The sequence below is a fragment of the Geomonas limicola genome (genome assembly GCF_014193675.1).
In the GTDB taxonomy this organism is placed as follows: domain Bacteria; phylum Desulfobacterota; class Desulfuromonadia; order Geobacterales; family Geobacteraceae; genus Geomonas; species Geomonas limicola.
In genome coordinates this window covers 322,935-348,199 of sequence record NZ_BLXZ01000001.1, presented here as the reverse complement: position 1 = coordinate 348,199, position 25,265 = coordinate 322,935, and the positions used below count along the sequence as shown (strand labels likewise).

General features: G+C 63.5%; 23 protein-coding genes. 14 read left to right on the top strand and 9 right to left on the bottom strand.

The window, feature by feature from the left end; all coding sequences use genetic code 11:
* Positions 1-21 precede the first annotated feature (21 nt).
* Positions 22-1,506: a tetratricopeptide repeat protein gene (locus H7688_RS01410; RefSeq protein WP_183359239.1), complete on the top strand. Its 1,485-nt coding sequence runs from the start codon at positions 22-24 to the stop codon at positions 1,504-1,506.
* Between the two features lie 127 nt (positions 1,507-1,633).
* Here H7688_RS01410 and H7688_RS01405 read toward each other — a convergent pair whose 3' ends face one another.
* From H7688_RS01405 to H7688_RS01365, 9 genes are all read right to left on the bottom strand, one after another.
* Complete coding sequence (locus H7688_RS01405; protein WP_183359238.1) at positions 1,634-2,509, bottom strand: HDOD domain-containing protein; 876 nt, start codon at positions 2,507-2,509, stop codon at positions 1,634-1,636.
* Positions 2,510-2,532: 23 nt separating this feature from the next.
* Entirely contained in the window at positions 2,533-3,360 is an 828-nt protein-coding gene (locus H7688_RS01400) for a CheR family methyltransferase (RefSeq protein ID WP_183359237.1), read from the bottom strand.
* Positions 3,361-3,792: 432 nt separating this feature from the next.
* On the bottom strand, positions 3,793-4,509 hold the full coding sequence (gene ric, locus H7688_RS01395) for an iron-sulfur cluster repair di-iron protein (protein ID WP_183359236.1): 717 nt from the start codon (positions 4,507-4,509) through the stop codon (positions 3,793-3,795).
* Positions 4,510-4,705: 196 nt separating this feature from the next.
* A complete protein-coding gene (locus H7688_RS01390) occupies positions 4,706-6,091 on the bottom strand; it encodes a NarK family nitrate/nitrite MFS transporter (protein WP_183359235.1) in 1,386 nt (461 codons plus the stop codon).
* Positions 6,092-6,320: 229 nt separating this feature from the next.
* Positions 6,321-7,007, bottom strand: a complete 687-nt coding sequence (locus tag H7688_RS01385) for a respiratory nitrate reductase subunit gamma (protein ID WP_183359234.1) — start codon at positions 7,005-7,007, stop codon at positions 6,321-6,323.
* Positions 7,001-7,543: a nitrate reductase molybdenum cofactor assembly chaperone gene (gene narJ, locus H7688_RS01380; RefSeq protein ID WP_183359233.1), complete on the bottom strand. Its 543-nt coding sequence runs from the start codon at positions 7,541-7,543 to the stop codon at positions 7,001-7,003. Before narJ ends, H7688_RS01385 begins: the two co-directional genes overlap by 7 nt.
* Positions 7,536-9,020, bottom strand: a complete 1,485-nt coding sequence (gene narH / locus H7688_RS01375; RefSeq protein WP_183359232.1) for a nitrate reductase subunit beta — start codon at positions 9,018-9,020, stop codon at positions 7,536-7,538. The genes narJ and narH overlap by 8 nt, the downstream gene beginning before the upstream one ends.
* A 3-nt stretch (positions 9,021-9,023) precedes the next feature.
* Positions 9,024-12,605, bottom strand: coding sequence for a nitrate reductase subunit alpha (locus H7688_RS01370; RefSeq protein ID WP_183359231.1), 3,582 nt, complete (start codon positions 12,603-12,605; stop codon positions 9,024-9,026).
* On the bottom strand, positions 12,605-13,426 hold the full coding sequence (locus H7688_RS01365; RefSeq protein WP_183359230.1) for a c-type cytochrome: 822 nt from the start codon (positions 13,424-13,426) through the stop codon (positions 12,605-12,607). The genes H7688_RS01370 and H7688_RS01365 overlap by 1 nt, the downstream gene beginning before the upstream one ends.
* Positions 13,427-13,644: 218 nt before the next feature.
* Here H7688_RS01365 and H7688_RS01360 point away from each other — a divergent pair, with 218 nt between their 5' ends.
* From H7688_RS01360 to H7688_RS01300, 13 genes are all read left to right on the top strand, one after another.
* The gene (locus H7688_RS01360) at positions 13,645-14,049 is read left to right on the top strand and encodes a four-helix bundle copper-binding protein (protein WP_183359229.1); all 405 of its coding nucleotides are present in this window, start codon (positions 13,645-13,647) and stop codon (positions 14,047-14,049) included.
* 285 nt (positions 14,050-14,334) lie between these two features.
* Positions 14,335-14,622 (top strand): hypothetical protein, encoded by a 288-nt coding sequence (locus H7688_RS01355; protein ID WP_183359228.1) that lies wholly within the window; start codon positions 14,335-14,337, stop codon positions 14,620-14,622.
* Positions 14,623-14,655: 33 nt separating this feature from the next.
* Positions 14,656-14,841, top strand: coding sequence for a hypothetical protein (locus H7688_RS01350; protein ID WP_183359227.1), 186 nt, complete (start codon positions 14,656-14,658; stop codon positions 14,839-14,841).
* A complete protein-coding gene (locus H7688_RS01345; RefSeq protein ID WP_183359226.1) occupies positions 14,834-15,997 on the top strand; it encodes an acyl-CoA dehydrogenase family protein in 1,164 nt (387 codons plus the stop codon). Before H7688_RS01350 ends, H7688_RS01345 begins: the two co-directional genes overlap by 8 nt.
* Positions 15,994-17,286, top strand: a complete 1,293-nt coding sequence (locus H7688_RS01340; RefSeq protein ID WP_183359225.1) for a thiolase C-terminal domain-containing protein — start codon at positions 15,994-15,996, stop codon at positions 17,284-17,286. Before H7688_RS01345 ends, H7688_RS01340 begins: the two co-directional genes overlap by 4 nt.
* 1 nt (position 17,287) lies before the next feature.
* On the top strand, positions 17,288-17,767 hold the full coding sequence (locus H7688_RS01335) for a Zn-ribbon domain-containing OB-fold protein (protein ID WP_183359224.1): 480 nt from the start codon (positions 17,288-17,290) through the stop codon (positions 17,765-17,767).
* 279 nt (positions 17,768-18,046) lie between these two features.
* Positions 18,047-18,490, top strand: coding sequence for a FecR family protein (locus tag H7688_RS01330; RefSeq protein ID WP_183359223.1), 444 nt, complete (start codon positions 18,047-18,049; stop codon positions 18,488-18,490).
* Positions 18,487-19,098 carry an OmpA family protein gene (locus H7688_RS01325; protein WP_183359222.1) on the top strand — a complete coding sequence of 204 codons (612 nt, stop codon included), beginning with the start codon at positions 18,487-18,489 and terminating at the stop codon, positions 19,096-19,098. The genes H7688_RS01330 and H7688_RS01325 overlap by 4 nt, the downstream gene beginning before the upstream one ends.
* Before the next feature lie 15 nt (positions 19,099-19,113).
* Positions 19,114-21,105 carry a CHASE2 domain-containing protein gene (locus H7688_RS01320; protein ID WP_183359221.1) on the top strand — a complete coding sequence of 664 codons (1,992 nt, stop codon included), beginning with the start codon at positions 19,114-19,116 and terminating at the stop codon, positions 21,103-21,105.
* Positions 21,106-21,513: 408 nt separating this feature from the next.
* A complete protein-coding gene (locus H7688_RS01315) occupies positions 21,514-22,143 on the top strand; it encodes a paraquat-inducible protein A (RefSeq protein WP_183359220.1) in 630 nt (209 codons plus the stop codon).
* Complete coding sequence (locus tag H7688_RS01310; protein WP_183359219.1) at positions 22,140-22,790, top strand: paraquat-inducible protein A; 651 nt, start codon at positions 22,140-22,142, stop codon at positions 22,788-22,790. The genes H7688_RS01315 and H7688_RS01310 overlap by 4 nt, the downstream gene beginning before the upstream one ends.
* Complete coding sequence (locus H7688_RS01305; protein ID WP_183359218.1) at positions 22,771-24,468, top strand: PqiB family protein; 1,698 nt, start codon at positions 22,771-22,773, stop codon at positions 24,466-24,468. The genes H7688_RS01310 and H7688_RS01305 overlap by 20 nt, the downstream gene beginning before the upstream one ends.
* On the top strand, positions 24,465-25,115 hold the full coding sequence (locus tag H7688_RS01300; RefSeq protein ID WP_183359217.1) for a PqiC family protein: 651 nt from the start codon (positions 24,465-24,467) through the stop codon (positions 25,113-25,115). The genes H7688_RS01305 and H7688_RS01300 overlap by 4 nt, the downstream gene beginning before the upstream one ends.
* The last annotated feature ends 150 nt before the right edge of the window (positions 25,116-25,265 follow it).

The following is a 25,265-nucleotide window of genomic DNA, read 5'->3' as shown; positions in this document are numbered from 1 at the left end:
CTTTAATTGGAAGGGCTATCGATGGGCATCTTCAGCAAATTCTTCGGGCAGAAGCCTGATCCTGTAAAGCCGCAGGAACCTTCACCTCTCACCCAGTCTGCCGCACGGAAGGAAGCACCTGCGCCGGCCGACGAAGCTAGGACCATCAAGGTCTTCGACGAAACGGGTCGGGAGCTTTTCATCTCCAGGAACCAGTGGCTCGACAACGTACTGCTGACAGATCTGGAACGGCACCGCGACCAGTCGGATGAACTTCACGGTCTGCTGGTCAAGGCGCTTGACGACGGCTTCGGCGCGGAAATCGTCCCCTATGCAGAGCATCTCTTCCACACCGACCTGCTTCCCTCGCGTGGCACGTTGCTGCTGGCACAGGTCTACCTCGCCAACGACAGACCCGAGGACGCTCAACTGCTTCTCGAGGAGTACCTGGATGAGGAGGGAGAGGACAGCGATATCTTGACCATGCTGGCCAAGGTTCAGCTTCAGCTCGACAACCGGGAAGCTGCTGAAGCGAGTCTGGTGGCCGCACTGGAGGTTGAGCCTGATCTGGATGATGCACGGTGCCTGCTCCAGGAGCTGCAGCGTGAACACGAGGAGGAAACGGTCGATCCTGCATCCTTCCCCGCTACGGAGACGGGGCTCACCACCCTGACCATCGAGGGGCCCCTGTGGATGCGGCAACGCTCACCCTTCGCCAGGCTCCTAGGTCTCAAATCAACGGGCGCACCGCGGTTCATGGTCATCGGTAGCACCGTAGTGGGGGATCAGGCCGCACAGGAGGGACCTGCCGATCATCTGAGCCGCGCCGTGCCCCTGCTGCTGGCAGAGGTGATCCATATCGCCTCCGATGCGGTCGGCGTCGCCCTCATCCCGTGGAGGCAAAGGGAGGGATTCGCCAGGTTCGGCACACCCTGCAGTGACGAAGTGCTCTGCAGGATGGCCGGCAGCGAAGGGGACGTCCCCGATTTCGTGATTGGAGTCACCATTGATCGGTCGTCGCCTGAAGGGAAGCTGGAGGTTAGCCTGATTCGGGCTGCCGATGCCGAGCGGTTGGCGGAGAAGGCCATCCCCTGCAATGACGGCTCAGGAGAGTGGATCTACGAGTTGTGTACCGAGATGAGCAAGTTACTCTCTGCCAAGGTCGGGGTACGGATGGCTTCGGCACCTTCCTGGTACTACCTCCCGGTAGAAGCCTACGTTGCCGATTACCTGGTGCGCCTGGAACAGCAACTGCGCCTTTCCTGCCTGAACCTGGATTTCCTCGAGGGGGCCGTGCTGCGCGGTGAGCGCGAGATCCTGGATGGCGTTTTCCGCCTGTGCCTCGATCAGCCGCGCAACCCCACGGTCCGGATGCTCTACGCGCAGACCCTGCGCCTTATGCGTAAAGCTCGTCCGGAATTCCTGGCACCCTACCGGGAGCGCGCCGACCGGCTGCAGCGCGACTATCCCGTTGCCCGGGAGATCTCGGTACTTGTCGACGGAGCGCTGCACAACGTGTTCGGGTAGCCCCGAGAGGCGAGAACCGGCGGCTTAACCCCAGATGATCACGGGGTAGATCAGTTTCGAAAAAACAAAGGGTCCGTTCCCCTGGGGGGCGGACCCTTTTGTTGTTGTACGGGGTATGCGCTGCCGGTTAACTGCTGAAGATGGAGGCCACCAGCTGCTGCACTTCCTGCACGGCCTCTTCCAGTTCGTAGCGGAAGCGCTCCTCGTCCATCTTGAGGTCGGGGCAGCGCTCCTTCAACAGTTTCCAGGCGGGTTCCGTGGCCAGGTTGAAGCTCACCCAGCCGCCGTAATCGGGGAGGTGCATGCTCCAGAAGAGGTTCGCCAGGTTCACCAGTGCGCTCAGCACCGGGTCGAGGGTCGCCTGGTAGGGATCGTGGTGGCAGGCGATGACCTCACAGTAGGCCTCCGGGAAGTTCCAGCGCTGGGCGAGGCAGAGGCCGACTTCGCAGTGTGTCGCCCCGAACTCCTCCACTTCCGTGGCTAAAAGGTCAGCCCCTTTCTCGACGCGGCTCTGCACCCGCTTGACGCCGTCCCCATGATAGCTGCTCAAGAAGACGATCCCGATGTCGTGGATCACCCCTGCGATGTACGCCTTGTCGACGTCGCGGTAACCGGCTTTCCCCGCGATGACCTTGGCGACCATGCCCACCCCGAAAGAGTGCTCCCAGAAGGAGCTCAGTCCAATGGCCGAACCGCCGTCGAAGATGTCGATGAGCGAGGTGGTCAGGATGATTTCCCGGATGTGTGCCACACCCAGGTAGACCACGGCGGCTTTCAAGGAGGTGATGGGAGCGGCGGGACGGAACACCGGCGAGTTGATGATCTTCAAGGCCCGGGCGGTGAGGATCTGGTCCGCCAGCATCAGGTCCGCCACCTCGTCGAGGTTCACCTCCCCCTGGTCCAGAAGCGCCAGGATGCGCGTGGCGACGGTCGGGATGGTGGGCAAGGTATCGGAAGCCCCGATCAGGTGCTCGGCCCTGGCGGCCAACGTCGTCTCTTTCATATGCAACCTCCTCGATACCTCTACTACTTGCAGTAGGCAAAGCCTCCGGGAAAGTGAACCAGCTTGAACATCTCGTTGACACCGTGCAGCGACTCCGATTGCCCGATGAAGAAGTAACCGTAGGGCTGCAGGTTGTTGTAAAAGTGCTGCACGACCTTCGCCTTCGCGGCCAGGTCAAAATAGATGAGTACGTTCGCGCAGAAGATGAGGTCGAAGCTCTTCATAAAGATCATCTTGGTGTCGTCGAACAGGTTCAGTTTGTTGAAGGTGACGAACTTCTTCACCTCGGCCGACAGGATGAATTTCCCGCCGTCTTCCTTGAAGTACTTGCTCTTCAGGTGCGGCGGAACGTTGCGCACAGAGTAGGCGTTGTATACCCCCTCCTTGGCCTGCGCAATGACGGTTTCGTTGATGTCGGTACCAACGATTTCGATGATCCAGTCCTTGAACAGCGTCGAGCGGTGCTCCAGGAGGACCATCGCCAGGGTATAGGCCTCCTCTCCGGATGAGGAGGCGGCGCTCCAGATCCGCAACTTGCGGAAACCGATCTTGTTCTTTTTTTCCACGATGTCGGAGAAGAGCTTCTGTTCCAGCGCCTTCAGCTGCGCCGGATTCCTGAAGAAGTAGGTCTCGTTGGTGGTGATCTCGTCCATGAAGAACTTGAGCTCGTTCGCGCCGGCCGGCGAGGACAGCAGGGCGTGGTACTCCGCCGCCGTCTTGATGCCGGTAGCCGCCAACCGGTGCGTGACTCGACTCTCCAGGAAGTATTTTTTGGCAGCGTTGAAATAAATCCCGCAGTGGCGGTAGATAAAATCGCGAAGCTGCTCGAAATCTTTATCGCTGATGGCCATATCCCGTCCTTTCGACTGCGACACCCCTAAGTCAGCGACACAGTGTGCTGGATCTGCGTCGGTTAGAGTCGGGTGTGCTTTATGGTAGTATCGGCCGGTACCAGAAAAAGGTTAGCGTTTTATCTGCGAGGTGCCTTGGAGCGTGATGTTTCTCTTGAGTGGTCACTGGTCGAATCCGGCGGGAAGTGAAATGGTCGGTAGGCAAAAAGGGGCAGGCCAGGCGTTCGGAGCCACTGCGCCGGGAGGTACTTTGGTAGCCGAGCAAATTGTGGCAGTACAGCTACGACAAAGGGTCCTTCCCTTGGGGTTGGACCCTTGTTCTTGAATCTCCAGGTTGTCTCGGCCCCCGAACCAGCAGAGAAACGTCACGTGGTGTCGCCGCGCGTGCACTGGTCGGGTCGTCCTATCGTATCGGTTACCCTGCTCCCGCAGCTAGATCTTGCCTGCTTTGGGAAAGAGGATGTTATTTTCCAGGTGTACGTGCTTGTGCAGGTCGTCCTCGAACTCCTCGAGCATCCGGTAGGTCGTGGCAAAGGTCGGGCAGACGTCGTCGGGAATCTGGTACCCGTGGGCCAGGTCCCTGATGGCGTGGATGGCGGCGCCGATCTCGTCGTGTTCATGGATGAGCGTGCTTAAGGATTTCTTCAGAGCGGCAACCTCCTGGGCGTTTTCTACCGAGCCTCCCTTGGCAAGTTCAGTTAGCCTTCTGATAGCCGGAAAGAGGACGTTTTCCTCCTCGCGCAGGTGGGCACCCAGGTCGGTGGCGATCTTCCGGAAGATTTTGGCGATCTCGATCACCTCCGGATGGTGGGGGCCGTGTACCTCGGCGATCTTGTTCGCGTACCCTACGATGCGGGCGGTGTTCTCTTTCAGGTAGGCGTGGTGCGTGTTGACGATGTAGTCGGCGAGGAACGGCAGCTCCCAGCTTCCGTAGTTCTGGCTGCGCTCGACCGGCGTCGAGGTCGCCTCCGCCAGTTCCTGCTGCAGGCGGTCCTGGTCGATCCCCTTTTCCCGACAGACCGCGGCGATCTCCACGTTGCCGCCGCAGCAGAAATCGATGCCGTGTTTCTCGAAGACCTGCGCGGTGCGATAATCCCGAGCTACCAGTTCACCCACCGTTTCGTTATCCCTGCGTACTGTATCTGTCATGGTAATAGTCTCCTTCACCGTTGGGGGATCCGCTCAAAAGGCGGTCCCTGGTGCGCACACAGCTGGGAAGGGTACCTCCCCAGTCCATGCGTCGCTTCAAGGTCTATCCTAGCACCAATGGCGATTCCGATGATGATCCAGGTCAAGAAAGCGAAACTCTTTGCGGACCTTGTGCTGAGCGCGCAGGCCGTGGCGATCAACAGGGCATGGGAGCGTTCTTGCGGGAGTAGAAGTACCAGGTGAGTACCATGCAACTCAGGTAGAAGGCGACAAACCCGTAGAGGGCGGCTGCCGGCGAACCGGTGAGGGTGAGGGAACTGCCGAAACCTTTCGGGATGAAGAAGGCTCCGTAGGCGGCGAAGGCCGAACTGAACCCGAGGACTGCGGCAGCTTCCTTGGCTGCCGTCGCGGTCGCCGCCCGTTCAGCCTCGGCACCTAGGCCCGCGGCTTTGCGCTGCTGTTCGGTCAGGAAGATGATGGGGATCATCCGGAAGGTGGAACCGTTGCCGATCCCGGTGGTGACGAAGATCAGGATGAACATGGCGAGAAAACCGGCGAAGTTACCGGGAGAACCCTGCTGGGGCAGATAGTGGAGCACCCCGAACACCGAAACGGCCATGGCGATGAAATTCCAGAAGGTGACCCGGGCGCCTCCCAACCGGTCCGCCATCCATCCCCCGAGCGGGCGCAGCGCCGCACCGACCAGCGGTCCCAGAAAAGCGTACTGCACCGGGTTCACCCCCGGGAATTCCGCCTTGATGAGCAGTGGCAGGCCGGCCGAGTAGCCGATGAAGGAGCCGAAGGTTCCCAGGTAGAGCCAGCACATGATCCAGTTGTGCTTGCGTCTAAAGATCACCGCCTGTTCCCGGAACGAGGCGCGGGCGTTGGCCAGGTTGTGCATGCCGAACCAGGCGGCCAGCGCTGCGGCAATGATGAAGGGGACCCAGACGAACCCGGCGTTTTGCATCCACACCGTGCGCTGTTCCCCTTTGACGATGCAGATCTGGGGATCCCCGCAGAGGTGGCTGAACATAGAGGTGGTGATCACCAGCGGCACCAGGAACTGCATGGCGCTCACCCCCAGGTTGCCGAGACCGGCGTTGAGGCCGAGGGCGATCCCTTTTTGGGACTTGGGAAAGAAGAAACTTATGTTGGACATGCTGGAGGCGAAGTTGCCACCCCCCAAACCGCAAAGCAGCGCCAGGAGAAGCATGACGCCGTAGCTGGTATGCGGGTCGCGCACCGCGAAGCCGATACCCACCGCAGGGATCAAAAGCGATGCAGTGGTGAGGGTGGTCCAGGTGCGGCCTCCGAAGATGGGGACCATGAAGGCGTAGAAGATCCTGAGGGTCGCGCCGGAGAGGCCGGGGAGGGCGGCCAGCCAGAAGAGCTTGTCGGCATCGAACCCAAAACCCACCGCTTCCAGGTTCACCACCACCACGCTCCAGACCATCCAGACGGCAAAGGAGAGAAAGAGGCAGGGGATGGAAATCCAGAGGTTGCGGCTGGCGATGGCCTTCCCTTCGTTTCTCCAGAACGTTTCGTCTTCCGGGTCCCAGTCTTTTAATTCGCGTGACGCCATTTCATGCTCCTCGCTTCCTTGAGTACAGAACCGTTACCGCCCTAGACCAAACTCCCCCTCGCCCTCCGGGAGAGGGCTGGGGTGAGGGGGCTGCCATGCGCCGATGTCGTCTGTCATCGCGTAAACCGGCGGCCCTGCGTTGCAGCAGCTTCCCCCACCCCCCTTGACCCCCTCCCGCAAGGGGTGGGGGGGAGAGGGGAACCCGACGTGACGGCGCGAATCATGGGCTCTAAAACTCCCTTTTTGCCACGCGCCCGCCTCGCCAGCGGTACAAAATAGGGGCATCCTTCAGGAAATCGATGGGTAGGTAGAGCAGGTGCACCAGCTTGGTGAAAGGGAGTACGGCCAGGATCACCATGGCGCAGGCAACGTGCAGTTTCACGACTGGGGGGAAATCCGCCAGGTACTCGACCTGCGGGTTGCAGTACCAGATGGATCTGAAGTAGGGAACCGCCGCGTGCAGGTACCACAACGATCCCCAGCGCAAAAAGGCCGACATGTAGACGCCGGTGCCGGTCTGCACCAGGAGCAGGATGAGAATGAGCCAGTCGGAGAAATAGGTGGCCCGCTTGAGGATGGACGAGTTGACCCGGCGCAACAAGAGCAGCAGGATCCCCAGCAGCGCCAGCAGCCCCAAACCGAGAGCGATCCCCTCCAGGATGAGAAGCGTTGCCTGGTTGCCGAGCAGCAGAGCTACCGCCGTGGCAAAGATAACCGGGATGAGGTGCGCGAACAAAAGCGGGATGATCCCGTAGTGCCAGGGATTGGACCCCCAGTAGAGCAGGTTCCTCTCCAGAAGTTCCGTGGAATAGGCCGACCAGGTGAGCCGGTTGGTCAGGTAACGGCTGATGCTGACGCCGAAGAGGAGCGCCAGTGCCACGTAGGGGAGCGCCACGAAGATGAGCGTATTCAGCATGGTTCCACCTCCTGAGTATCGGCCTCGAGGATGAGTTCGGCGGCGCGTACCAGGGAGTACCAGGGGGAGTCCCGAAATTCGGCACGCGCCACGAGCTTCTTGACCCCCGGCAGCACCTGTTCGGCGGCCACGCTGCGCCGCACCTCGGGCACCGCGCTCCGCCCCAGGTGGGCCAAAAATTCCAGCAGCACCGACAGGTGGTCGGGAAGCTCGCACCCCCGCGGGGTAAACCCGTGCCGTGCGAAGAGCTGTCGCACACTGATCATGAAGGCGGCGCGCTTTTCGTGGTCCTCGAAAAGGTGGTGACCGAGGTACGGCGCGCGGGCCGGGTCGAAATCGAAGGTCGCGACGTAATTCTCCTGGAGGCGCCCCAGGTTTACATCTTCGAGAAAGGTCGCGAACGGCTGCAGCGGTTTCTCGGCTCCGTTTTCCTCGATACCGGCTGCCACCTTGTTCAGGCAGGCGCGCACCCGGGCAAGCTCCAGCGGGTAGGCGAAGAGCTCGCCAAGTGCTTGGTAACTCTCTGCGCTAGTCATCCTTGCCTCCCCGCTGCGTGAGATCGGTCCGCTCGCTTTTTACCCGGGTCAGGATCCCGAAGCCCGCCTCCTTCCTGCGCAACTCGGGTGCCTGGTCTTCGCGCTGCTGCGGCGGAATCACGTTTCTTTCGTTGAACCCGGCGGTGGTGAAGAGCCGGTAGAGCTGCAGCGCCGCCTCCCGGTCCAGCCCGGCCCGGCTGAGGACCTCCGGGTCCGCGGGTTTCCCCAGGTTCTCGCCGCGCATGAAGGTCCGAAGCGCAAGGAGCTTCTGCATGACCTCCTCGACCACCGCCCCATTGCCGCCGGCCAGAAGACGCGCCAGGTATTGGACCGGCACCCGCAGGTTCTCGACCTTGGGGATGATCCCCTGGTCCAGGAGCCGGTGCGTGTCGCCCAAGACGGAGAGGACCGGTGCAAGCGACGGGATGTACCAGGTCATCGGCAGGGTGCGGAACTCGGGATGCAAGGGGAGGGCGACCCGGAACTTTTTCACCAGGGCATAGATGGGCGAATTCTTGGCGGCATCGAGCCACTGCATGCTCACGCCGTTACGCGCGGCCGATTGCTGCACCTGCGGGTCGTGCGGGTCCATGATGAGGCCGCGCATCGCCTCCACCAATTCGGCGTCCTTCTTCAAGAGTGCCGCTTCCACCAGGTCGGCGTCGTAGAGCACGACACCGACGAAGCGGATCCTCCCTACGCAACTCTGCGCACAGGCGTTCACCTGTCCGGTCTCCACGCGCGGATAGCAGAAGATGCACTTCTCGGCCTTGCCGCTTTTCCAGTTGAAGTAGACCTTCTTGTAGGGGCAGGCGCTCACGCAGAAACGCCACCCCCGGCAGGTGTTCTGGTCCACCAGCACCACGCCGTCCTCGCCGCGCTTGTACAGGGCGCGGGACGGGCAGGAGGCGACGCAGGAGGGGTGCAGGCAGTGGTTGCAGATGCGCGGCAGGTACTGCATGAAGATGGTGTCGAACTTCTGCACCAGCTCGCGATTGGGGAGGTTTGGGTCCCACTCGGCGTAGAGGGTAGAGCCACCGAGGTCGTCGTCCCAGTTGGCGCTCCCCTTGATCTGTTCGATCGGCTCCCCTGAGACCTGGGAGAGGGCTCCGGCTACCGGCTGGTCGTTACCTTCCGGCGCGCCTGCCAGGTTCCCGTAGTCGAAGTCGAAGGGCTCGTAGTAGTCCTCGATGCGCGGCAGGTTGGGCTGGAAAAACAGGTTCGCCAGCGTGCGCCCCTTGGGCATCGACTTCAGCGTCACCTTCTTGCCGTCGATTTTCCACCCCCCCCGGAAACGCTCCTGGTCCTCCCAGCGCTTGGGATATCCCACACCGGGCCTGGTCTCCACGTTGTTCCACCACATGTACTCGGTGCCGCGCCGGTCGCTCCAGATGTTCTTGCAGGCAAGCGAGCAGGTGTGGCAGCCGATGCACTTGTCCAGGTGAAACGCCATCACGATCTGAGCTCTGACATCCATGCCTCACCCCTTTAGCTTTCTGACCACCACGTAGCAGTCGCGGTTCACCCCGGTGGCGCCCCAGTAGTTGAAGTTGTAGCTTAACTGCGCGTAGGCCCCGACCAAGAGCGTCGGCTTAAGCCTGATCCGGGTCAGGCTGTTGTGCACCCCGCCCACCTTGCCGGTCTTGCGCGATTTTTTCATGTCCACGGTCCGCTCCGTAGCGTGGTAGAGGATGCAGGCCCCACGCGGGATGCGCGAGGAGACGATGGCACGGCAGGTCACCACGCCGTTTGAGTTGTAGGCCTCGACCGGCTCGTTGTCCTCGATCCCGGCGCCGGCGGCGTCCTGGTCGTTCACCCAGAGCTCCACGCCGCCGCGCGACAGGGTGAGCATCTTCAGGTTGTCGCGATAGGTGGTGTGGATGCTCCACTTGCCGTGCGGCGTCAGGTAGTTGAGGATGAGCCCGGTCTCCCCCTGGGTCTCGTCCAGCATGGCCGGATCCAGTTTCCCCTTGAAGGTGGGGAGCCCCTCGTGGAACAGCGCGTAGTAGGGGTGGTCCAGGTAGACCGACTGCCGCCCCGAGAGGGTGCGCCAGGGGACGCCGTGCTCGACGTTCAGGACGAACGGGGCGTAGCAGCGCCCGCCGTTCACCAGGCCGCTCCAGACCGGGGAGTTGATCACCCGGCGTGGCTTCTTGACGATGTCCTCCCAGTAGAGCCGGAAGTTTTCCGAGCCCCGGGCCAACTCCTCCAGCGGCTTGCCGACCCGCTCGCCCAGGTTCTGGTAGGCCCGCCGGGCGAGTTCGCCGTTGGTCTCCGGCGCAAGCGAAAGGATCACGTCCGCCACCACCCGCTCGTCAGAGAGGTCGACGTAGCGCTCCCCCTGCCAGCTGCGGGTCGGGAGCTGTCGCGCCAGGCTCTCGCAGACGTCGCTCGTGTCGTAGCTGATGCCGTGGGCGCCCAGTCGGGTCATCTTGGGGCCCAGCGACAGGTAGCGCTGGTAGAGCTTCGGGTAGTCCCTTTCCACGATGGAGAGCTGCGGCATGGTTTTCCCCGGCACCGGTTCGCATTCGCCGAGCTTCCAGTCGCAGACCGTGCGCTGGGAGATCTCGGCCGGCGAGTCGTGGGAAAGCGCGTGGGCGATGACGTCCTTCACCGGCTCGGGGAGGTGCTCTTCCGAAAGCTCGCTCACCTTGCGGGCCAGGTTCGTGAAGATCTTCCAGTCGGTCCGCGACTCCCATACCGGTGGCACCGCGGCGTCCATGCAGTTCACGAAGGAGTGCAGGTCGGTGGTGTTCAGGTCGCTCTTCTCGTACCAGGTGGCGGAGGGGAGCACGATGTCCGAGTAGACGGCAGAGGTGTCCATCCGGAAGTTGAGATCGACCACCAGGTCGACCTTGCCGGTGGGCGCCTCTTCGTGCCAGCGCACGTCGTTAACCTTTCCCTTGGCGGCCTCGCTGGCACTCACCGAGCTGTTGGTGGTTCCCAACAGGTGCTTTAAAAAGTACTCGTGCCCCTTGGCGCTCGCCGCGATGGCGTTGCCGCGCCAGATGAACCAGAGTCTCGGGAAGTTGACCGGGTCGTCCGGGTCGTCGCTGGCAAACTTCGTCGTTCCCGCTTTCAAGCGTTGGGCAAGCCAGGTCTTGATCTCCTCGTCGCTGCGGCACCCCTGGGCCTGGGCCTCGCGCATGAGCGCCAGGGTCGATTGGTTGAAGTGGGGCGCGAACGGGTACCACCCCATCCGGACCGCCTTGGCGTTCAGGTCGGCCAGGTGCTGCGGGAACTCAGGTCCCAACTCGCCGGGAAAGTAGTCGCCGATGGGGCGGTCGTAGCGCCACTGGTCGCTGTGCAGGTAATAGAAATTGGGGGCACTTTGCTGCCGCATCGGTTTCACCCAGTCGTAGGCAATGGCGAGCGCCATCCAGGAGGCGAAGGGCGCCACCTTTTCCTGTCCCACGTAGTGCGCCAACCCTCCGCCGTTTCTTCCCACGCTCCCGGTGAGGATGAGGGCGGTAATCGCCGCGCGGTACAGAAGGTCGTTGTGGTACCAGTGGTTCACCCCCGAGCCGATGATTATCAGGTTGCGGCCGCCGCTGTCGATGCCGTTCTCGGCCCACTCCCTGGCCATGGTGATCACGGTCTCGGCGCTCAGGGCGCTGTACTTCTCCTGCCACTTGGGCGTGAAGGGGAGGTCGGCGTCGTAGTCGGCCGGGTAGTCGCCGGGAAGGCCGCGCGAGACGCCGAACTGGGCGAGCAACAGGTCGAACACCGTGGTGACCAGGGTATCGCCTGCGACGGTTGCCACCCGGTGTACCGGTACCGAACGGACGGCGTCCGCGCTTCCGGCGAAGCGGAACAGGACCGGTGCAGTCTCGCCTCCCAGAAAACTGAGGGCCGGATCGATGGGAGCGCCGTCCACCAGGTCCACCAGGTCGAGATTCCAGTCCCCCTTCTTTTCGCTCCAGCGCGATCCGATGCTCCCCTTGGGGATACGCACCTGGCCTGAGCGGTCTGCCATGCAGAGGATCCAGGCGGCGTTCTCCAGGCCGGCCCCGCGCTCAAGCTCTTCGGCGCGCAGGAATTCCCCGGCGAGGTAGCTACCGTTTTCCTCGCCCGGCTGGAGCTTCACCAGGAAGGGGAGGTCCGAGTAGCGCGAGACGTAGTCGGTGAAGAAGGGGACCTGGCGGTCGACGTAGTACTCTTTCAGGATCACGTGGCAAAGCGCCATCCAGAAGGCGCCATCTTGCCCCTGTGCCACCGGGAGCCAGTTGTCGGCGAATTTACTTGCCATCGAGTAGTCCGGCGACATCACCACCACCTTGGCGCCGCGGTAGCGGACCTCGGAGAGGAAGTGGGTATCGGGGGAGCGGGTCATCGGGACGTTGGAGCCGCTCACCACGATGTAGCTTGCGTTGTACCAGTCGGCCGACTCGTGCACGTCGGTCTGTTCGCCCCAGACCTGCGGCGAGGCGGGGGGCAGGTCGCAGTACCAGTCGTAGAAGCTCAGCGCCACACCACCCAAAAGCGACAGGAACCGGGTCCCCGCCGCGTAGCTGATCATGGACATGGCCGGGATGGGAGAGAAGCCGATCACCCGGTCCGGGCCGTATTTCTTTACGGTATAGACCGTGGAAGCGGCCATGATCTCCTCGACCGTCTCCCAGCTGGCGCGCCTAAAGCCACCCATGCCGCGCCGCTCGGTCCAGGACGCGCGTGCCTGCGGGTCCTCCACCATGCTCTGCCAGGCGAGCACCGGGTCCGGATTGCGCCCCTTGGCCTCCTCCCAGCGGTCCAAGAGGGCCCCGCGCACGTAGGGATACTTCACCCGGAGCGGACTGTACAGGTACCACGAGAAGCTGATGCCCCGTGCGCAGCCGCGCGGCTCGGTGTTCGGGATCTCCGCATTGAATTGGGGATAGTCGGTGGCCTGCAGTTCCCAGGCGACGATGCCGTCCTTCACGTGGACCATCCAACTGCAGCTTCCGGTGCAGTTCACCCCGTGGATACTGCGCACCACCTTGTCGTACTGGGCGCGGTTCCGGTAAAACTCCTCCCAGCCGCACCTGCCGCGGCACTCTTCGTCCTTGAAGCGGTCTGACGACATTATCTGATCCTCCTCCTGATGACGATGGCGGCCACGATGAACAGGACGAAAAAGCCCAGCCCGATAAAGGGGTAGCTGTTGGAGGCCTGGGCATGTCGTGCCGAGGCGTCCTTGAAGAGCGCGATTAGAGGCTCGGCTTCACCTTCGGCCAGCGGGCGATCGGCATAGACCCGCTTCATGACCGGAAAGCTGAGACTCTGCAGTACCCCGCGTACACCGGCGTCACCCATGTTGGTGTAGATGTCGGTGAGGTCGGCGGCCAGCGTTCCCCCCTCGATGCCGGGATAGCGCAACCGGTGGCAGGAAACGCAGGGGGCGCCACCTTTTGCGAAACGGGCCGCCCCGGTAAATAGGGCTCGGCCCTTGGTTAGCAGCGCCGGAGTGGGAACTACGGGAGCGGGTGGTGGCGCGGCGGTCGGTGTCTCGGCACCGCTGCCGGCTCCTGCAGCGCCTTCGGGGGCACCGGCCGCAGCAGGTGCTGCCACCCCTCCCAGAAACGCAACGATCCTCTGGGCATCTTCCCGGTTCACCCCCAGGTTCGGCATCTCCATGCCGAACTGTTTCACCAGCGCGGTCTGGGTCGGGTCCTTCTCTGCCGTCAGTTTGTTCGGCTCCGTGATGATCCGGACCAGCCACTCGGCGGAACGCCGTGCGGTCACCCCCTTGAGATCCGGACCGACGCCCGGGCCGGCGCCGATGCTGTGGCAGCTGGAACACTTGCCCTGAAAGAGTTCTTTACCCTCTTCGGCCCACGCCGTGGCGACTGCCGAGGCGAGCAGCAGGCAGAGACCGCCGCCGACTATCCACACGATTTTTGCCATGCACGCCTCCAAAGAAAAGGTTAGGAAATTATAACGGGTACAGTATAGGCGCAATACGGTGGGTGAAAAGCCGTCGGCGCGAAAAAAGTGCCAACCGTTTCAAGAGGCCAGCCTCCCACTGGTTGACATCCATTCATTGCGCATCCGGTCGCCTGTGTTAGCATACTCCAATGTTTTCTGACCCAATGACCTGGCCCTCGCCAACAAGGAGAATACCCATGAAGACACAAGAGATGTTGAGTACTCACCCCCAGCGCCCCGCCGTTGAAATCTCCGGACTCACCCAATGCATCGAGGCCCTTTGGGACTGCACCGTGGTCTGCACCTCCTGCGCAGACGCCTGCCTGGGCGAGCAGATGGTCCAGAACCTGACCCGGTGTATCAGGTTGAACCTGGACTGCGCCGACATCTGCCAAGCTACCGCCCGGGTTCTGGGGCGCCAGACCCAGTTCAACGCGCAACTGGTGCGTTCTCAACTGGAAGCTTGCGTGACCGCCTACCGCGTCTGTGCCGAGGAGTGCGGCAACCATGCAGAGATGCACGCCCACTGCCGCATCTGCCGCAATGCCTGCCAGAACTGCGAGAGGGCGTGCCAGGAGCTGATCTCCCGTTTCACCGCCTGATAGCATCCCGTACCTGATCAAAACCCCGTGTCTTGGCGTCTGAAAACGTGCCTTGGGAAGGGGGACGTTTGCGCGAGCCGGCTTCCCCCGACCTTAAACCACTGCAAGGGCACGCCATGCTGCCGGGCCTGAGCCTGATGCCGTCGGGACGGCCCAGGGGGAAGCCATCATCGAGAACGATGCGGCGCCTGCTCCCTCAACCTGTCCGTCCCGCTGCGGCGAGGGGGTTCCGCTGCACGGCTTTACCGGTATTCACTGAGGAATCATGAGCAAAGGAGGTGTCCCATGCCCAACAGTACAACCTGGAACCTGGTTCGCGTCGTTGTCCTCACCGCCGTCTTTAGCGCGGGGTATCTCTGCGGGTCGGTTGCCCCGCAACGCGCCGAGGCCGACCTGGGCGAGATCGGCAGCGACGTCATGAAGCGCGCCTCGGAAAGCGGCGGCACCATCGGCACGGTAGCCAAACTGGGCGGCGCCATTACCGACATGGAGAAGCATCTGAGCGCCATGCAGAAGAACCTGGATACCCTCAAAACGGTGCGCTCCGCACTCGGTGGCGGGGCCAAGAACTAGCGGGTCAGCCCGTGCGCTAAAAGGAGGACCGCGATGACACGATTGGAAAGTTCGAGGGTGAACGAGACCATCGGGATTCATATCGGGATGGTGCAGCAGGCGGCTCGGAAACTGCGCATGGGGGATGATATCCAGACCATCGAGGCGGACCTGACCGAACTGGAGAAATGCATCTCCGGATTGCGGGAAGTCCTTTCGAGCGTGCCGCACCATGCCTGACACAGCGTGGGAACTCGACGGGGAGCAGCTGGCACTAAGGGAGCGGGTGCGCTCCTTTGCCGAAGTCGAGGTGCGTCCCGGGGCGGCGCAGCGCGACGCGAGCGGGGAGTTTCCCGAAAAGCTCGTGCAGCAACTGCAGCGGATGGGTATCTTCAGCCTCCCGTTCCCGACCCGGTACGGCGGAGGAGGGCGCGACATGGTGAGCTACCTGGTGGCCGTAGAGGAGCTGGCCCGGGTCGACGCCTCCTTAACCATCACCCTCTTGGCCCACACCCTTTGCCTGAGCCATCTGGCGGCCTTTGGCCGCGAGGAGCAGCAGGTGCGGGCTCTCGAGCCGCTCCTGCGGGGCGAGGGGATCGGGGCCTGGGCGCTCAGCGAGCCGGGTGCGGGGAGCGACGCCGGAGGGATCCAGACCGTGGCGCTCCGGGATGCCGGCGGCTGGCGCCTGGACGGTAACAAGTACTTCATCACCAACGGCTCCCGGGCCCGGACCTTGGTAGTGATGGCACGGACGGGGGATCTCGCCGATTGCGACAGGGCGATTGCCGCCTTCATCGTCCCCTCCGACACTAACGGCCTCAGCCACGGCAAAAACCTCGACAAGCTCGGCTTTCGCTCCTCCGATACCGTTCCCCTCTTTTTCAAAGAGGTCCGGCTTCCCGAAGCTGCCCTGATCGGCAGCCCGGACCAGGGCTTTCACCAGGCCATGCAGGTGCTGGATCTTGGACGGCTCGGCATGGCGGCCATGTCCATCGGCATTGGGCAGGCCTGCCTGGAAGCGTCCCTGGTCTATGCCCGCAAGCGTAACGCCTTCGGGCAGCCTCTGGCAGAATTCGAGGGAATCCAGTGGATGCTCGCCGACCAGGCGACCGAACTGGACGCCGCGCGGCTTTTATTGCAGCGCGCTGCCCGCCTGCGCGACGCCGGTCGCCCCTTCAGCGCCGAGGCCTCTATGGCCAAGCTGTTCGCCTCGGAGAGCGCCATGCGCGCCGCACTGAAGGCCGTACAGATCCACGGCGGTCACGGCTACACCCGCTCCTTCGAGGTCGAGCGCTATTTCCGTGAGGCCAAACTCTGCGAGATAGGGGAGGGGACCAGCGAGATCCAGCGCCTGATTATCGCCCGCCACCTCTTGCGTGAGGAGTGTCCGTCATGAGGCCGGTGTACATGATCTCCGGTGGCATCACCAAGTTCGTCAAGGCCCAGCCGCACAAGGATTTCCGGCTCATGGTGCGCGAGGCCTACGATTACGCCCTGGCCGACCTTCCCGGCCTCACCCCCGAAACGATCGACGGCAGCGTCTGCTCCTATTTCTCGGATCACTTCACCCGGCAGGTTATGGCTGGCGCCATGGTGCAGGATTACCTGGGGCTCAACCCGAAACCCTCCCGGCGCGTCGAGGGTGGCGGTGCCACCGGCGGCATCTGCTTCCAGTCCGCCTGGGAGGCGGTTGCCTCAGGGCGCCACGAGGTCTGCCTCGCCATGGGATTCGAGACCATGAGCCGGGTGAACACCTGGAAGGGGAACGAATTCATCGCCCTCGCTTCCGACACCAACTTCGACTACCCCTTGGGCGGCTTCTACACCGGCTACTACGCGATGATGGTCCGGCGTCACATGCACGAGTTCGGCACCACGGTCGAGCAGATGGCCAAGGTCGCGGTGAAGAACCACGGCAACGCCCTGCACAACCCGTTCGCCCAAAGCCCCGCCATGCTCACCGTCGACGAGGTGCGCTCCGCCCCCATGGTTGCCACGCCGCTTACCGTGCTGGACTGCTGCACCATGTCCGACGGCGCCGCGGTGGCTATTCTGGCTTCCGAGGAGGCCGCCTCGGCGCTGGGCGGCACCCCGGTGCGCATCACCGGCATCGGCAGCGGTTCCGACGCCATGCGCCTGGCAGATCGCCCGCACAGCGAGGTGCTCATCTTGCCGCACGAAAATCCTGAGGACTACGAGGGGTTGCGTTTTCCGGGCGTGCACTCCTTCCGCGGCGGGCGGATGGCGGCAAGGAGCGCCTACCGGATGGCGGGGATCACCGATCCCGGTACCGACCTTGATTTCGTCGAGTTGCACGATGCCTTCACCTCGTCCGAGATCCAGACCTGCGAGGACCTGGGGCTCTGCCGCTACGGCGAGGGGGGGAGTTACATCGATTCCGGCGCGAGCTTTCTCCCCAACCTCAACTACGGTCTCAAGTTTTCCGGCTCCGAGCAGTGGCGCCCCGTCCCGGTCAACCCCTCCGGAGGACTTTTGGCCTGCGGCCATCCCATCGGCGCCACCGGGCTCATGCAGGCGGTGTTCGCCTTCTGGCAGTTGCAGGGGAGCCTGGCTAAACACCTGGGGAACTCCATGCTGCAACTCCCCGAGCCGCGCCGCGGGCTGATCCACAGCCATGCAGGCACCGGCACCACCATCACCGTAACCATCATGGAGAGGGTGTGACATGGATCCGCGCGCCAAGCTCCCCGAGAGCGAAGAGGGGACCGTCCTCTTCAATACCGACCCCATCGTCATCAAGGACCACTACGAGATCGATTATCGGCACAGCTACGCGCAGGATTCCCCCTTCTTCGCAGGGCTGGCACGCGGCAAACTCATGGGGAGTCACTGCCAGGGGTGCGGCAGGCGGTATGCAACGCCGCGCGGTCACTGCATGGAGTGCGGAAGCGCCACGACCTGGTGCGAGCTTCCCCACGAGGGGCGGGTGCACACCTACACCACCTGTTACTACGGAAGCGAAAGTTTCCTGAAAGAGACTCCCTACACCCTCATCCTGGTGGAGTTCACCGGCGTCGACACCCTCTTTCTTTCCCGCCTGGTCGGTGCGGCTCCCGAAGAGGTCTCGATCGGTCTCAAGGTGCGGGCCCGTTTCCTGCGCAACTGCAAGTTCAAGGTGACCGACGTCTACTTCGTATCCGCCTGAGCCGGTTCTCTAACCGTTGTCCCTCGGTGAAACGTCCCTTCTCCCCTTGCGGGAGAGGGCCAGGGGGAGGGGGGAAACTGCCACCTCAGGCTAGCCGGAAGCTGGTCCTCCTTGATCCTCGGTTCCCCGGTTGTCCCTTTCGATTGTTCTCCGTGCCCTCCGTGTCTCCGTGGGCAGATCCAGCCTTCCTGAAAAGGTCTAGCGTTGCCCGTGCCAAAAGCGTTACATTAAAGACGAACGTAGTCCGAATGGTCCTAATGCAGCAGCAGGGCAAAACCGATGCGCACCATATTCCTTTTATTGATAGCCCTCCTGGCGAGCACCGGCCTGCTCCAAGCAGCGGACCGGCCGCATGTCGGGCTGGTGAAATCCGCCGACGGCGAAGCATTCATCATCCGCGACGGGCAGCGGTTGGGAGCCACTCCGGGCGCGGGCCTCAGGGAGGGTGATGTCCTCATGACCGGAGCCCAAGGCTCCCTGGGCGTCATCCTGAGCGACGATACCCTGCTGTCCCTGGGTTCTTCGAGCCGCATCAGCATCGAGCGGTTTACCTTCGATCCTGCTCGAGGCGCCTTCGCGATGGTGCTGCGGCTCAGCCGGGGCCTCATCGAGTACCTCTCCGGAAAGATCTCCAAGCTCTCGCCCGGGTCCGTGCACATCGAAACGCCGGTGGCCACCCTGGGCATACGCGGCACCCACCTCATTGCGCGAGTCGAGCCATGAATCCGCTCCCCCGCCAACTCCATCTGTTCCTCTTCTTTTTCCTGGTTGTCAGCGGTGGTTGCGCGGGACCCAAGGCATCATTTATCCTCCTTCCGGAAGAGAACCATCCTGCCGGCGAAGTGATTATCCAAAACCGGCAGGGGGACGAACGCCTGACCAGGCCTTTCCAGTCGGTCGAGGTGGAGGGAACACACCGCGAGCCGAGCCCGCCGGTGCAACTTGACCCTGCTTCCGTGCGCCAGCAGTACGGCGGGCTCATGGCCTCCCTGCCGCAGCCTCCCCTGCACTACCTCCTCTACTTCGAGTTCGGTTCCGCCCAACTCCTGCCCGAGTCTGAACAGCTCCTCCCCGAGATTGCCCGCGCGGTGAACGCCCGGCGCCCCGCCGAGGTATCCGTGGAAGGTCATGCCGATACGGTAGGAACCCTGGAGTACAACTACAACCTCGGCCTCAGGCGGGCGACGGCGGTAGCCGAAAGGCTCGCCGCGCTCGGAGCAGCTCCGGTGCGGGTGGATGCGGCATCGCGCGGCAAGAACGACCCGCAGGTAAAGACACCCGATGAGACCCCGGAACCCCGCAACCGGCGGGCCGAGATCACCATCCGCTAGCCGGAGGTTGTAACGGTGGCAGCCAGATCCCACAGCGATATCCCCCGCAACTCCCCCTCCACCGGCTGGCGCGCCCGCTATCCCGGCGGCAAGCCGGCCGCTCTTGCCGCGGGACTCGCCCTGACCCTGCTCCTCACCCTGGTATCCCTGGTGAAGCTCTCCTGGGTCGATAACCTGGACGGCCGGTTTCAGGATCACCTCATTCGCAACGAGCAAGCGCCTGCCGGTCAGCAACTCCCGGTAGTGGTTGCCCTTGACGACGCCACGTTGGCGCGCTACGGACGCTGGCCCTGGCCGCGCACCCGGGTGGCGGAACTCCTGGAACGGATCGCCGCCCAGCGCCCGGCGAGTGTCGGCATCGACATCATCTTTGCCGAACCGGAGGGGGCCGGGGCGGAGGGTGACCTTGCGCTGGAGCGTGCCCTGCGCTCGGGCCCCTTCGTTCTTGGCTACGAGATGTCTTTCGACCCGAAGGAGCGCCGCTCCAATACCCGGCAGCCACCCCAGCACCTAAGCCTCGCCTCGCTCACCGCTCCCGGCGGAGCGGATCCCCTGTCCGGTCTCTGGGATGCACGCGGCGCGCTGACCAGCCGCCCCGAGTTCACCCGGAGCGTGGCCCGTTCCGGATTCCTGAACGCCTCCTTCGAGTCCGAAGGGGTCCTGCGCCGCATGCCGGTACTGATCCGCCAGGCCGATCGGGTCTACCCGAGCCTCGCGCTGGCAACGCTCTTGCGGGCCGACCCGGCGCTCACGGAACCGGTACTGAGCGCAAGCTGGCTGGGCGACGTGCAGCTTCGGGTCGGTGCGCGGCAGATCCCGCTGGACGAGCGGGGGCGGCTGCTCCTGCGTTACCGGGGCTGGCAGGGGGTACGACAACCGGTCTCTGCGCGGGGGCTTTTGGACGGTACCCTGGCGCCGGACACGCTCAGGGGGAAGCTGGTGCTGGTCGGCGCGACGGCGACCGGGATGGGGGAGACGATCACCACGCCGGTTCAGACAGATGCGCTGCTCTCCGGGGTCCAGGTGCACGCCATCGCCGTGGAGAACCTGTTGAACGGCGACGTTGCGCGGGGAGCACCCTGGCTATTCCGTCCGCTGGCGACGCTGGTGGCCGGCACCCTGGGGAGCCTGGCAGGAGCCTGGATCCCGATCCTGGCGGCGACCCTCCTCAGCTCGCTGGCGGGCCTGGGCGCCTGGTTCGGCGCCGGGGCGATCTATCAGGCCCACGGCCTTTTCCTCTCTCCGGTTCTGCCACTTTGTGCGTTGGGCGGTGCCCTCTGTGCAGCACTCCCCGTGCGGCTCTTCTTCGGAGAGCGTCGCGAGCTCGGGCAGACGCGCGACCTTGCGGCGACCCGGGAGTTCATCATGACCTCGCTCTCCGCACTCACCGAGATCCGGGATACCGAGACCGGCGCCCACATCCTGCGCACCCAGCGCTACCTGACGGTACTCTGCGAGGAACTCAGAAACGCACCGCGTTACCGGGCGCTGCTCGATCCGGAGACCATCGAGCTCCTCGCCAAACTCGCCCCGCTGCACGACATCGGCAAGGTCGGGCTCCCCGATCACCTCTTGCACAAGACCACCCCCTTCAGTGCAGAGGAGTACGAGGAGGTCAAAAGGCACACGGCCTACGGGCGGGATACCATCGCCCGCGCCGAGGAGCGCGCCGGGATGCGGGGTGACCAACTGCTCGCCTTTGCCAAGGACCTCGCCTATTCGCACCACGACCGCTGGGATGGGTCCGGCTATCCGCAGGGGCTCAAGGGGGAGGAGATCCCTTGGGCGGGGCGCGTCATGGCCATCGCTGACACCTACGACGCCCTTATTTCGCGGCGGGTCTACAAGGAGCCGATACCGCACCAGGTTGCGGTTGATATCATCGTGGCCGGCAAGGGGAGCCTCTTCGACCCGGACGTGGTCGAGGCGTTCGTGCGGGTTGAGCCGATCTGGTGGGAGACCGCCTGCAAGCTCATGGACGAGGTGTGCCCGTCGGAGGAAGAGTAACCCCGCCCTAAGATAGGGGTTAGCGCTTCAGGCTGGCAGTAAATGCCGCTTGCCTGTTATCATGAAATACGGTAATAGAAATTCCTGATGAATCAGAATTTCGGGAACAATCTGTTTTGCCATGGAGCCACCAAGCACACGGAGAGAAACCTCCAGGCATAAAAGGGTTTCGGCTTGGCTGTAAGCAAAACATTTTGAAGGTATACTCAATCTTTGGATATTTAAGCTTGAACGTTATACGGTTATCTTCCCGGATCTGTGGTCCCTCTTGTTAGTGACTGAGAACGGTTTTTCTCCGTGCCCTTGGTGGCTCCGTGGCTATAATGTCCTTCGTCTTCGGGGTTGCTGCTCAGGCTGCGGCCCTTTTGTCATTCAAGAACGCGCCCGGTTGAACCGAGCCTATACATTATGTCCCAACCTGCACCCCTCATAGCCTGTCACGACTGCGACCTGTTGCAGCGCGAGATCACGCTCAAACCCGGATGCGCGGCGACCTGCCCGCGCTGCGGTGCGGTCTTGTACCGTAACGCCACCGACAGCATCAACCGGACACTCGCCTACGCGATGAGCGCCGCGCTGGTCTTCCTGGTCGCCAACGGGTTCCCCATCTTCGCTATCGAGAGCCAGGGCTCACTCAAGGGGATTACCCTCATGGGTGCGGTGCACTCGCTGTGGGGGCAGGATATGCAGGCGGTCGCGACGGTGGTCTTCATCACCGCCGTCGTCATCCCGGCTCTGGAGATCCTCTCCCTGGTCTACCTGCTTTTGCCGCTGCGGCTGACCATGCTGGCGCCGGGCTACAACCAGCTTCTGCGCCTGCTGCGCCTCGCCGAACCCTGGGGGATGGTGGAGGTCTTCATGCTGGGGATCCTGGTCTCCCTGGTGAAGCTCACCAGCAACTTCCGGGTCATCCCCGGGGTGGCGCTCTGGTCCTTTGCTGTGTTGACCTTGCTCATCGCCGCCGCAGCTGCCTCCTTCAGTACGCGGGACGTCTGGTGTTGCGTGGACCGGATCAACGGCCGCAGGGTGGCGCCATGAACGGGCTCTCCGGAAGCGCCGCCAGCCTGGGTCTTTGTGCCTGTCATGTCTGCAACCTGGTCTCCCGGGTCAGAAACCCGCGCCAGGCCGCGCACTGCCCGCGCTGCGGCGCGTACCTGCACGCCCGCAAGCCCGGCTCCATCGCCAGCTGCTGGGCCTTTCTGATCGCGGGCTACATCCTCTACATACCGGCGAACCTGCTCACCATGATGGAGACCGGCTCGCTGATCAGCTACCGCAAGGACACCATCATGAGCGGGGTGATCCACCTCTGGAAGACCGGTTCGTGGGGTATCGCCGCGGTGGTCTTCATCGCGAGCATCCTGATCCCGCTTATGAAGCTTGTTTCGCTCACCGTGCTGCTCATCTCGGTGCAGCGCCGCTCTACCTGGGAGCCGCGCCAGCGCACCCGGCTCTACCGGATGGTGGAACTCGTGGGACGCTGGTCCATGCTCGACATCTACGTGGTGACGCTCTTGGCAGCCCTGGTGCAGCTGGGGGCGCTGGCCACGGTGAAGGCGGGTCCCGCCGCGGTCGCCTTCGGCGCTGTCGTGGTGCTCACCATGTTAGCTTCACTGAAATTCGATCCCCGGCTGATCTGGGATCCCCTGTACAAAGAGAGAGGCCATGAACGAGACGCCCACTAATCCGGAACTCCCGGAGATCCCCGAAGCGGTCAGCGAACCGCGCCGCCGCTTCTCGATCCAGCTGGTCTGGATCATCCCCATCGTCGCCGCTCTGGTAGGGCTCTCGATCGCCGCCAAGGCGATCCTGGATCGCGGGGAGACCATCACCATCATCTTCAAGACCGGCGAGGGGATGGAGGCGGGCAAAACCAAGATCAAGTACAAGGACGTGCAGATCGGCGAGGTGAAGGGGCTTGCCATCTCGAAGGACCGCTCGCACGTGGTGGTCACCGCCGAGATGACCAAGGATGCCCGGGGACTTTTGGTGAAGGACACCCGCTTCTACGTGGTGCGTGCCCGCATCTCCGGAGGGAGCGTGACCGGGCTTGGTACCCTGATCGGTGGTTCCTACATCGGGGTGGACGCCGGCACCTCTTCCGAGCGCCGCGACGAGTTCGTGGGGCTGGATGCCCCCCCCGCGGTCTCCCTCGAGGTCCCCGGACGCCAGTTCGTGCTGCATGCCGACGACGTCGGCTCGGTGGACGCCTCGGCCCCGGTCTTTTTCCGGCGCCTGCAGGTGGGGCACGTGATTGGTACCGAACTCGACCCGGACGGCAAGGGGGTCACCATCCGTGCCTTTATCAGGGCCCCCTTCGACCAGTATGTGAAGACCAACTCGGTCTTCTGGCACGCCAGCGGCGTCGATGTATCGCTCAACGCAAGCGGCATCAAGGTGAACACCGAGTCGCTGGTCTCCATCCTCCTGGGCGGAATTGCCTTCCAGACACCGGAGGACCGCTTCAACGCCCCGCCTGCGCAGGGGAACTCGGTATTTGCACTCTACGGCACCAAGGAAGAAGCCTTCAAGCATGCCGAGGTCGCCGAGCGGTACACCCTGGTGTTCCAGGAATCGGTGCGCGGACTTGCGGTCGGCGCGCCGGTCGACCTGCGCGGGGTGACGGTAGGGGAGGTGACCCGGATCGATGTCGCCCTCAACGCCAACAACTCCGACGTGGCCATCCCGGTGGAGATCCAGCTCTACCCGGAACGGCTCAAGGCACAGGGGCGCGACAAGAACCGCCAGGTGGCACCCCTGAGTTCCCGCCAACTCATCGACTCCCTGGTGGCGCATGGATTTCGGGCCGAGATCAAAAGCGGCAGCCTGGTGACCGGGCAGCTCTACGTTTCGCTCGACTTCTTCCCGAAGGCGAAAGTGGCTCACATCGACTGGAGCACAAACCCTCCGCACTTCCCGACCGTGCCCGGTTCCATGGGTGAGTTGCAGAAACAGCTCATGCGCATCGTGCAGAAGTTCGAGAAGATGCCGCTCGAGGAGCTGGGTGGCGACGCCCGCAAGACCGTGCAGTCGCTGGATGCCACGCTCAAGAGTGCGGACCGGCTCTTGAAGAACGTCGACCAGTCGGTGGTCCCTGAGGCCCGCTCCACGCTGGTTGAAGCCCGCAAATCGCTCGAGGACGTGCGCGGTACCCTCGACGAACTGAAACGCACCCTGGGCCAGGCACGCGGTACGCTGGGACAGGCGAACGGTGTGCTCGCCCCCGACGCGCCGTTGCAACTCGACCTGCGCGACACCCTGCGTGAGGTCTCCCGTGCCGCACAGTCGCTCAGGGTTCTGGGTGACTATCTGGAGCAGCACCCCGAATCGCTGGTCCGCGGCAAACAGGAGGACAAGAAATGAGGCGCATCTACTTCGCGGGGGCGCTGGCCCTCCTCACGCTTGCTTCCGGCTGTTCGAGGTCGCCCCAGGTGAGCTTTTACACCCTTGAGCCCCTTGCCCCCTCGCTCGCTTCTCAGGGGCAGCCGGCGCCGGCCGCCGGGCGGCTTCCCGGTCGTCCGATCCCGGCTCCCGCTGCCGCTTTGGCCGAGCCGCGTGTCGCGGTCGGTCCGGTGACCCTTCCCGAACTGGTCGATCGGCCGCAACTCGTGGTGCGGCAAGCCGACAACCGAGTCGAGATCCTCGAGCAGCAGCGCTGGGCCGAGCCGCTCAAGGCAGGGATCGCGCGAGTGGTTGCCGCTGATCTCGGGCGCCTGCTCGGACCGGGGCGAGTTTTCACCCACCAGGAACATGCAGGTGCCAGCGCCGATCTGCGGTTGCTTCTCGACGTGGAACGTTTCGAGGCCCTGCCAGGGCAGGGGATCGACCTGCAGATCTCCTGGACCTTACGCGGTGCCCCGGACAGCGCACCGCGCAGCGGATCACTGCAGCTCAAGGAGGCGGCAGGGGAGGGGTACGATTCCCTGGTAGCAGCCTACAGTCGCGCCCTCTCCGCGCTCAGCCGAGCAATAGCCCAGGCAATAGCGAAAGCCCCGGGTACCGCCCCCTGATAGATGGGGACTAAGGCATGCCCGAGCTTCAGCCGGTAACCGAGCCCTCACGTTCCCCCCTTTGGAAAAGGGGGGGCAAGGGGGATTCGTTTTTTAGGTTTCGCCGCGCCGCACTCCCTCCCTTATTGGGCCCGGCGAGGTCCGACTAAC

Bases quoted from the DNA above. Each gene is read 5' to 3' on its own strand.
- H7688_RS01325 (WP_183359222.1), top strand. From the start codon at position 18,487: ATGAATCCGCTCCCCCGCCAACTCCATCTGTTCCTCTTCTTTTTCCTG.
- H7688_RS01365 (WP_183359230.1), bottom strand. From the start codon at position 13,426: ATGGCAAAAATCGTGTGGATAGTCGGCGGCGGTCTCTGCCTGCTGCTC.
- ric (WP_183359236.1), bottom strand. From the start codon at position 4,509: ATGACAGATACAGTACGCAGGGATAACGAAACGGTGGGTGAACTGGTA.
- H7688_RS01310 (WP_183359219.1), top strand. From the start codon at position 22,140: ATGAACGGGCTCTCCGGAAGCGCCGCCAGCCTGGGTCTTTGTGCCTGT.
- narJ (WP_183359233.1), bottom strand. From the start codon at position 7,543: ATGACTAGCGCAGAGAGTTACCAAGCACTTGGCGAGCTCTTCGCCTAC.
- H7688_RS01330 (WP_183359223.1), top strand. From the start codon at position 18,047: ATGCGCACCATATTCCTTTTATTGATAGCCCTCCTGGCGAGCACCGGC.
- H7688_RS01305 (WP_183359218.1), top strand. From the start codon at position 22,771: ATGAACGAGACGCCCACTAATCCGGAACTCCCGGAGATCCCCGAAGCG.
- H7688_RS01340 (WP_183359225.1), top strand. From the start codon at position 15,994: ATGAGGCCGGTGTACATGATCTCCGGTGGCATCACCAAGTTCGTCAAG.
- H7688_RS01355 (WP_183359228.1), top strand. From the start codon at position 14,335: ATGCCCAACAGTACAACCTGGAACCTGGTTCGCGTCGTTGTCCTCACC.
- H7688_RS01370 (WP_183359231.1), bottom strand. From the start codon at position 12,605: ATGTCGTCAGACCGCTTCAAGGACGAAGAGTGCCGCGGCAGGTGCGGC.
- H7688_RS01390 (WP_183359235.1), bottom strand. From the start codon at position 6,091: ATGGCGTCACGCGAATTAAAAGACTGGGACCCGGAAGACGAAACGTTC.
- H7688_RS01405 (WP_183359238.1), bottom strand. From the start codon at position 2,509: ATGAAAGAGACGACGTTGGCCGCCAGGGCCGAGCACCTGATCGGGGCT.
- H7688_RS01315 (WP_183359220.1), top strand. From the start codon at position 21,514: ATGTCCCAACCTGCACCCCTCATAGCCTGTCACGACTGCGACCTGTTG.
- H7688_RS01345 (WP_183359226.1), top strand. From the start codon at position 14,834: ATGCCTGACACAGCGTGGGAACTCGACGGGGAGCAGCTGGCACTAAGG.
- H7688_RS01400 (WP_183359237.1), bottom strand. From the start codon at position 3,360: ATGGCCATCAGCGATAAAGATTTCGAGCAGCTTCGCGATTTTATCTAC.
- H7688_RS01410 (WP_183359239.1), top strand. From the start codon at position 22: ATGGGCATCTTCAGCAAATTCTTCGGGCAGAAGCCTGATCCTGTAAAG.
- H7688_RS01350 (WP_183359227.1), top strand. From the start codon at position 14,656: ATGACACGATTGGAAAGTTCGAGGGTGAACGAGACCATCGGGATTCAT.
- H7688_RS01335 (WP_183359224.1), top strand. From the start codon at position 17,288: ATGGATCCGCGCGCCAAGCTCCCCGAGAGCGAAGAGGGGACCGTCCTC.
- H7688_RS01385 (WP_183359234.1), bottom strand. From the start codon at position 7,007: ATGCTGAATACGCTCATCTTCGTGGCGCTCCCCTACGTGGCACTGGCG.
- H7688_RS01360 (WP_183359229.1), top strand. From the start codon at position 13,645: ATGAAGACACAAGAGATGTTGAGTACTCACCCCCAGCGCCCCGCCGTT.
- H7688_RS01300 (WP_183359217.1), top strand. From the start codon at position 24,465: ATGAGGCGCATCTACTTCGCGGGGGCGCTGGCCCTCCTCACGCTTGCT.
- narH (WP_183359232.1), bottom strand. From the start codon at position 9,020: ATGGATGTCAGAGCTCAGATCGTGATGGCGTTTCACCTGGACAAGTGC.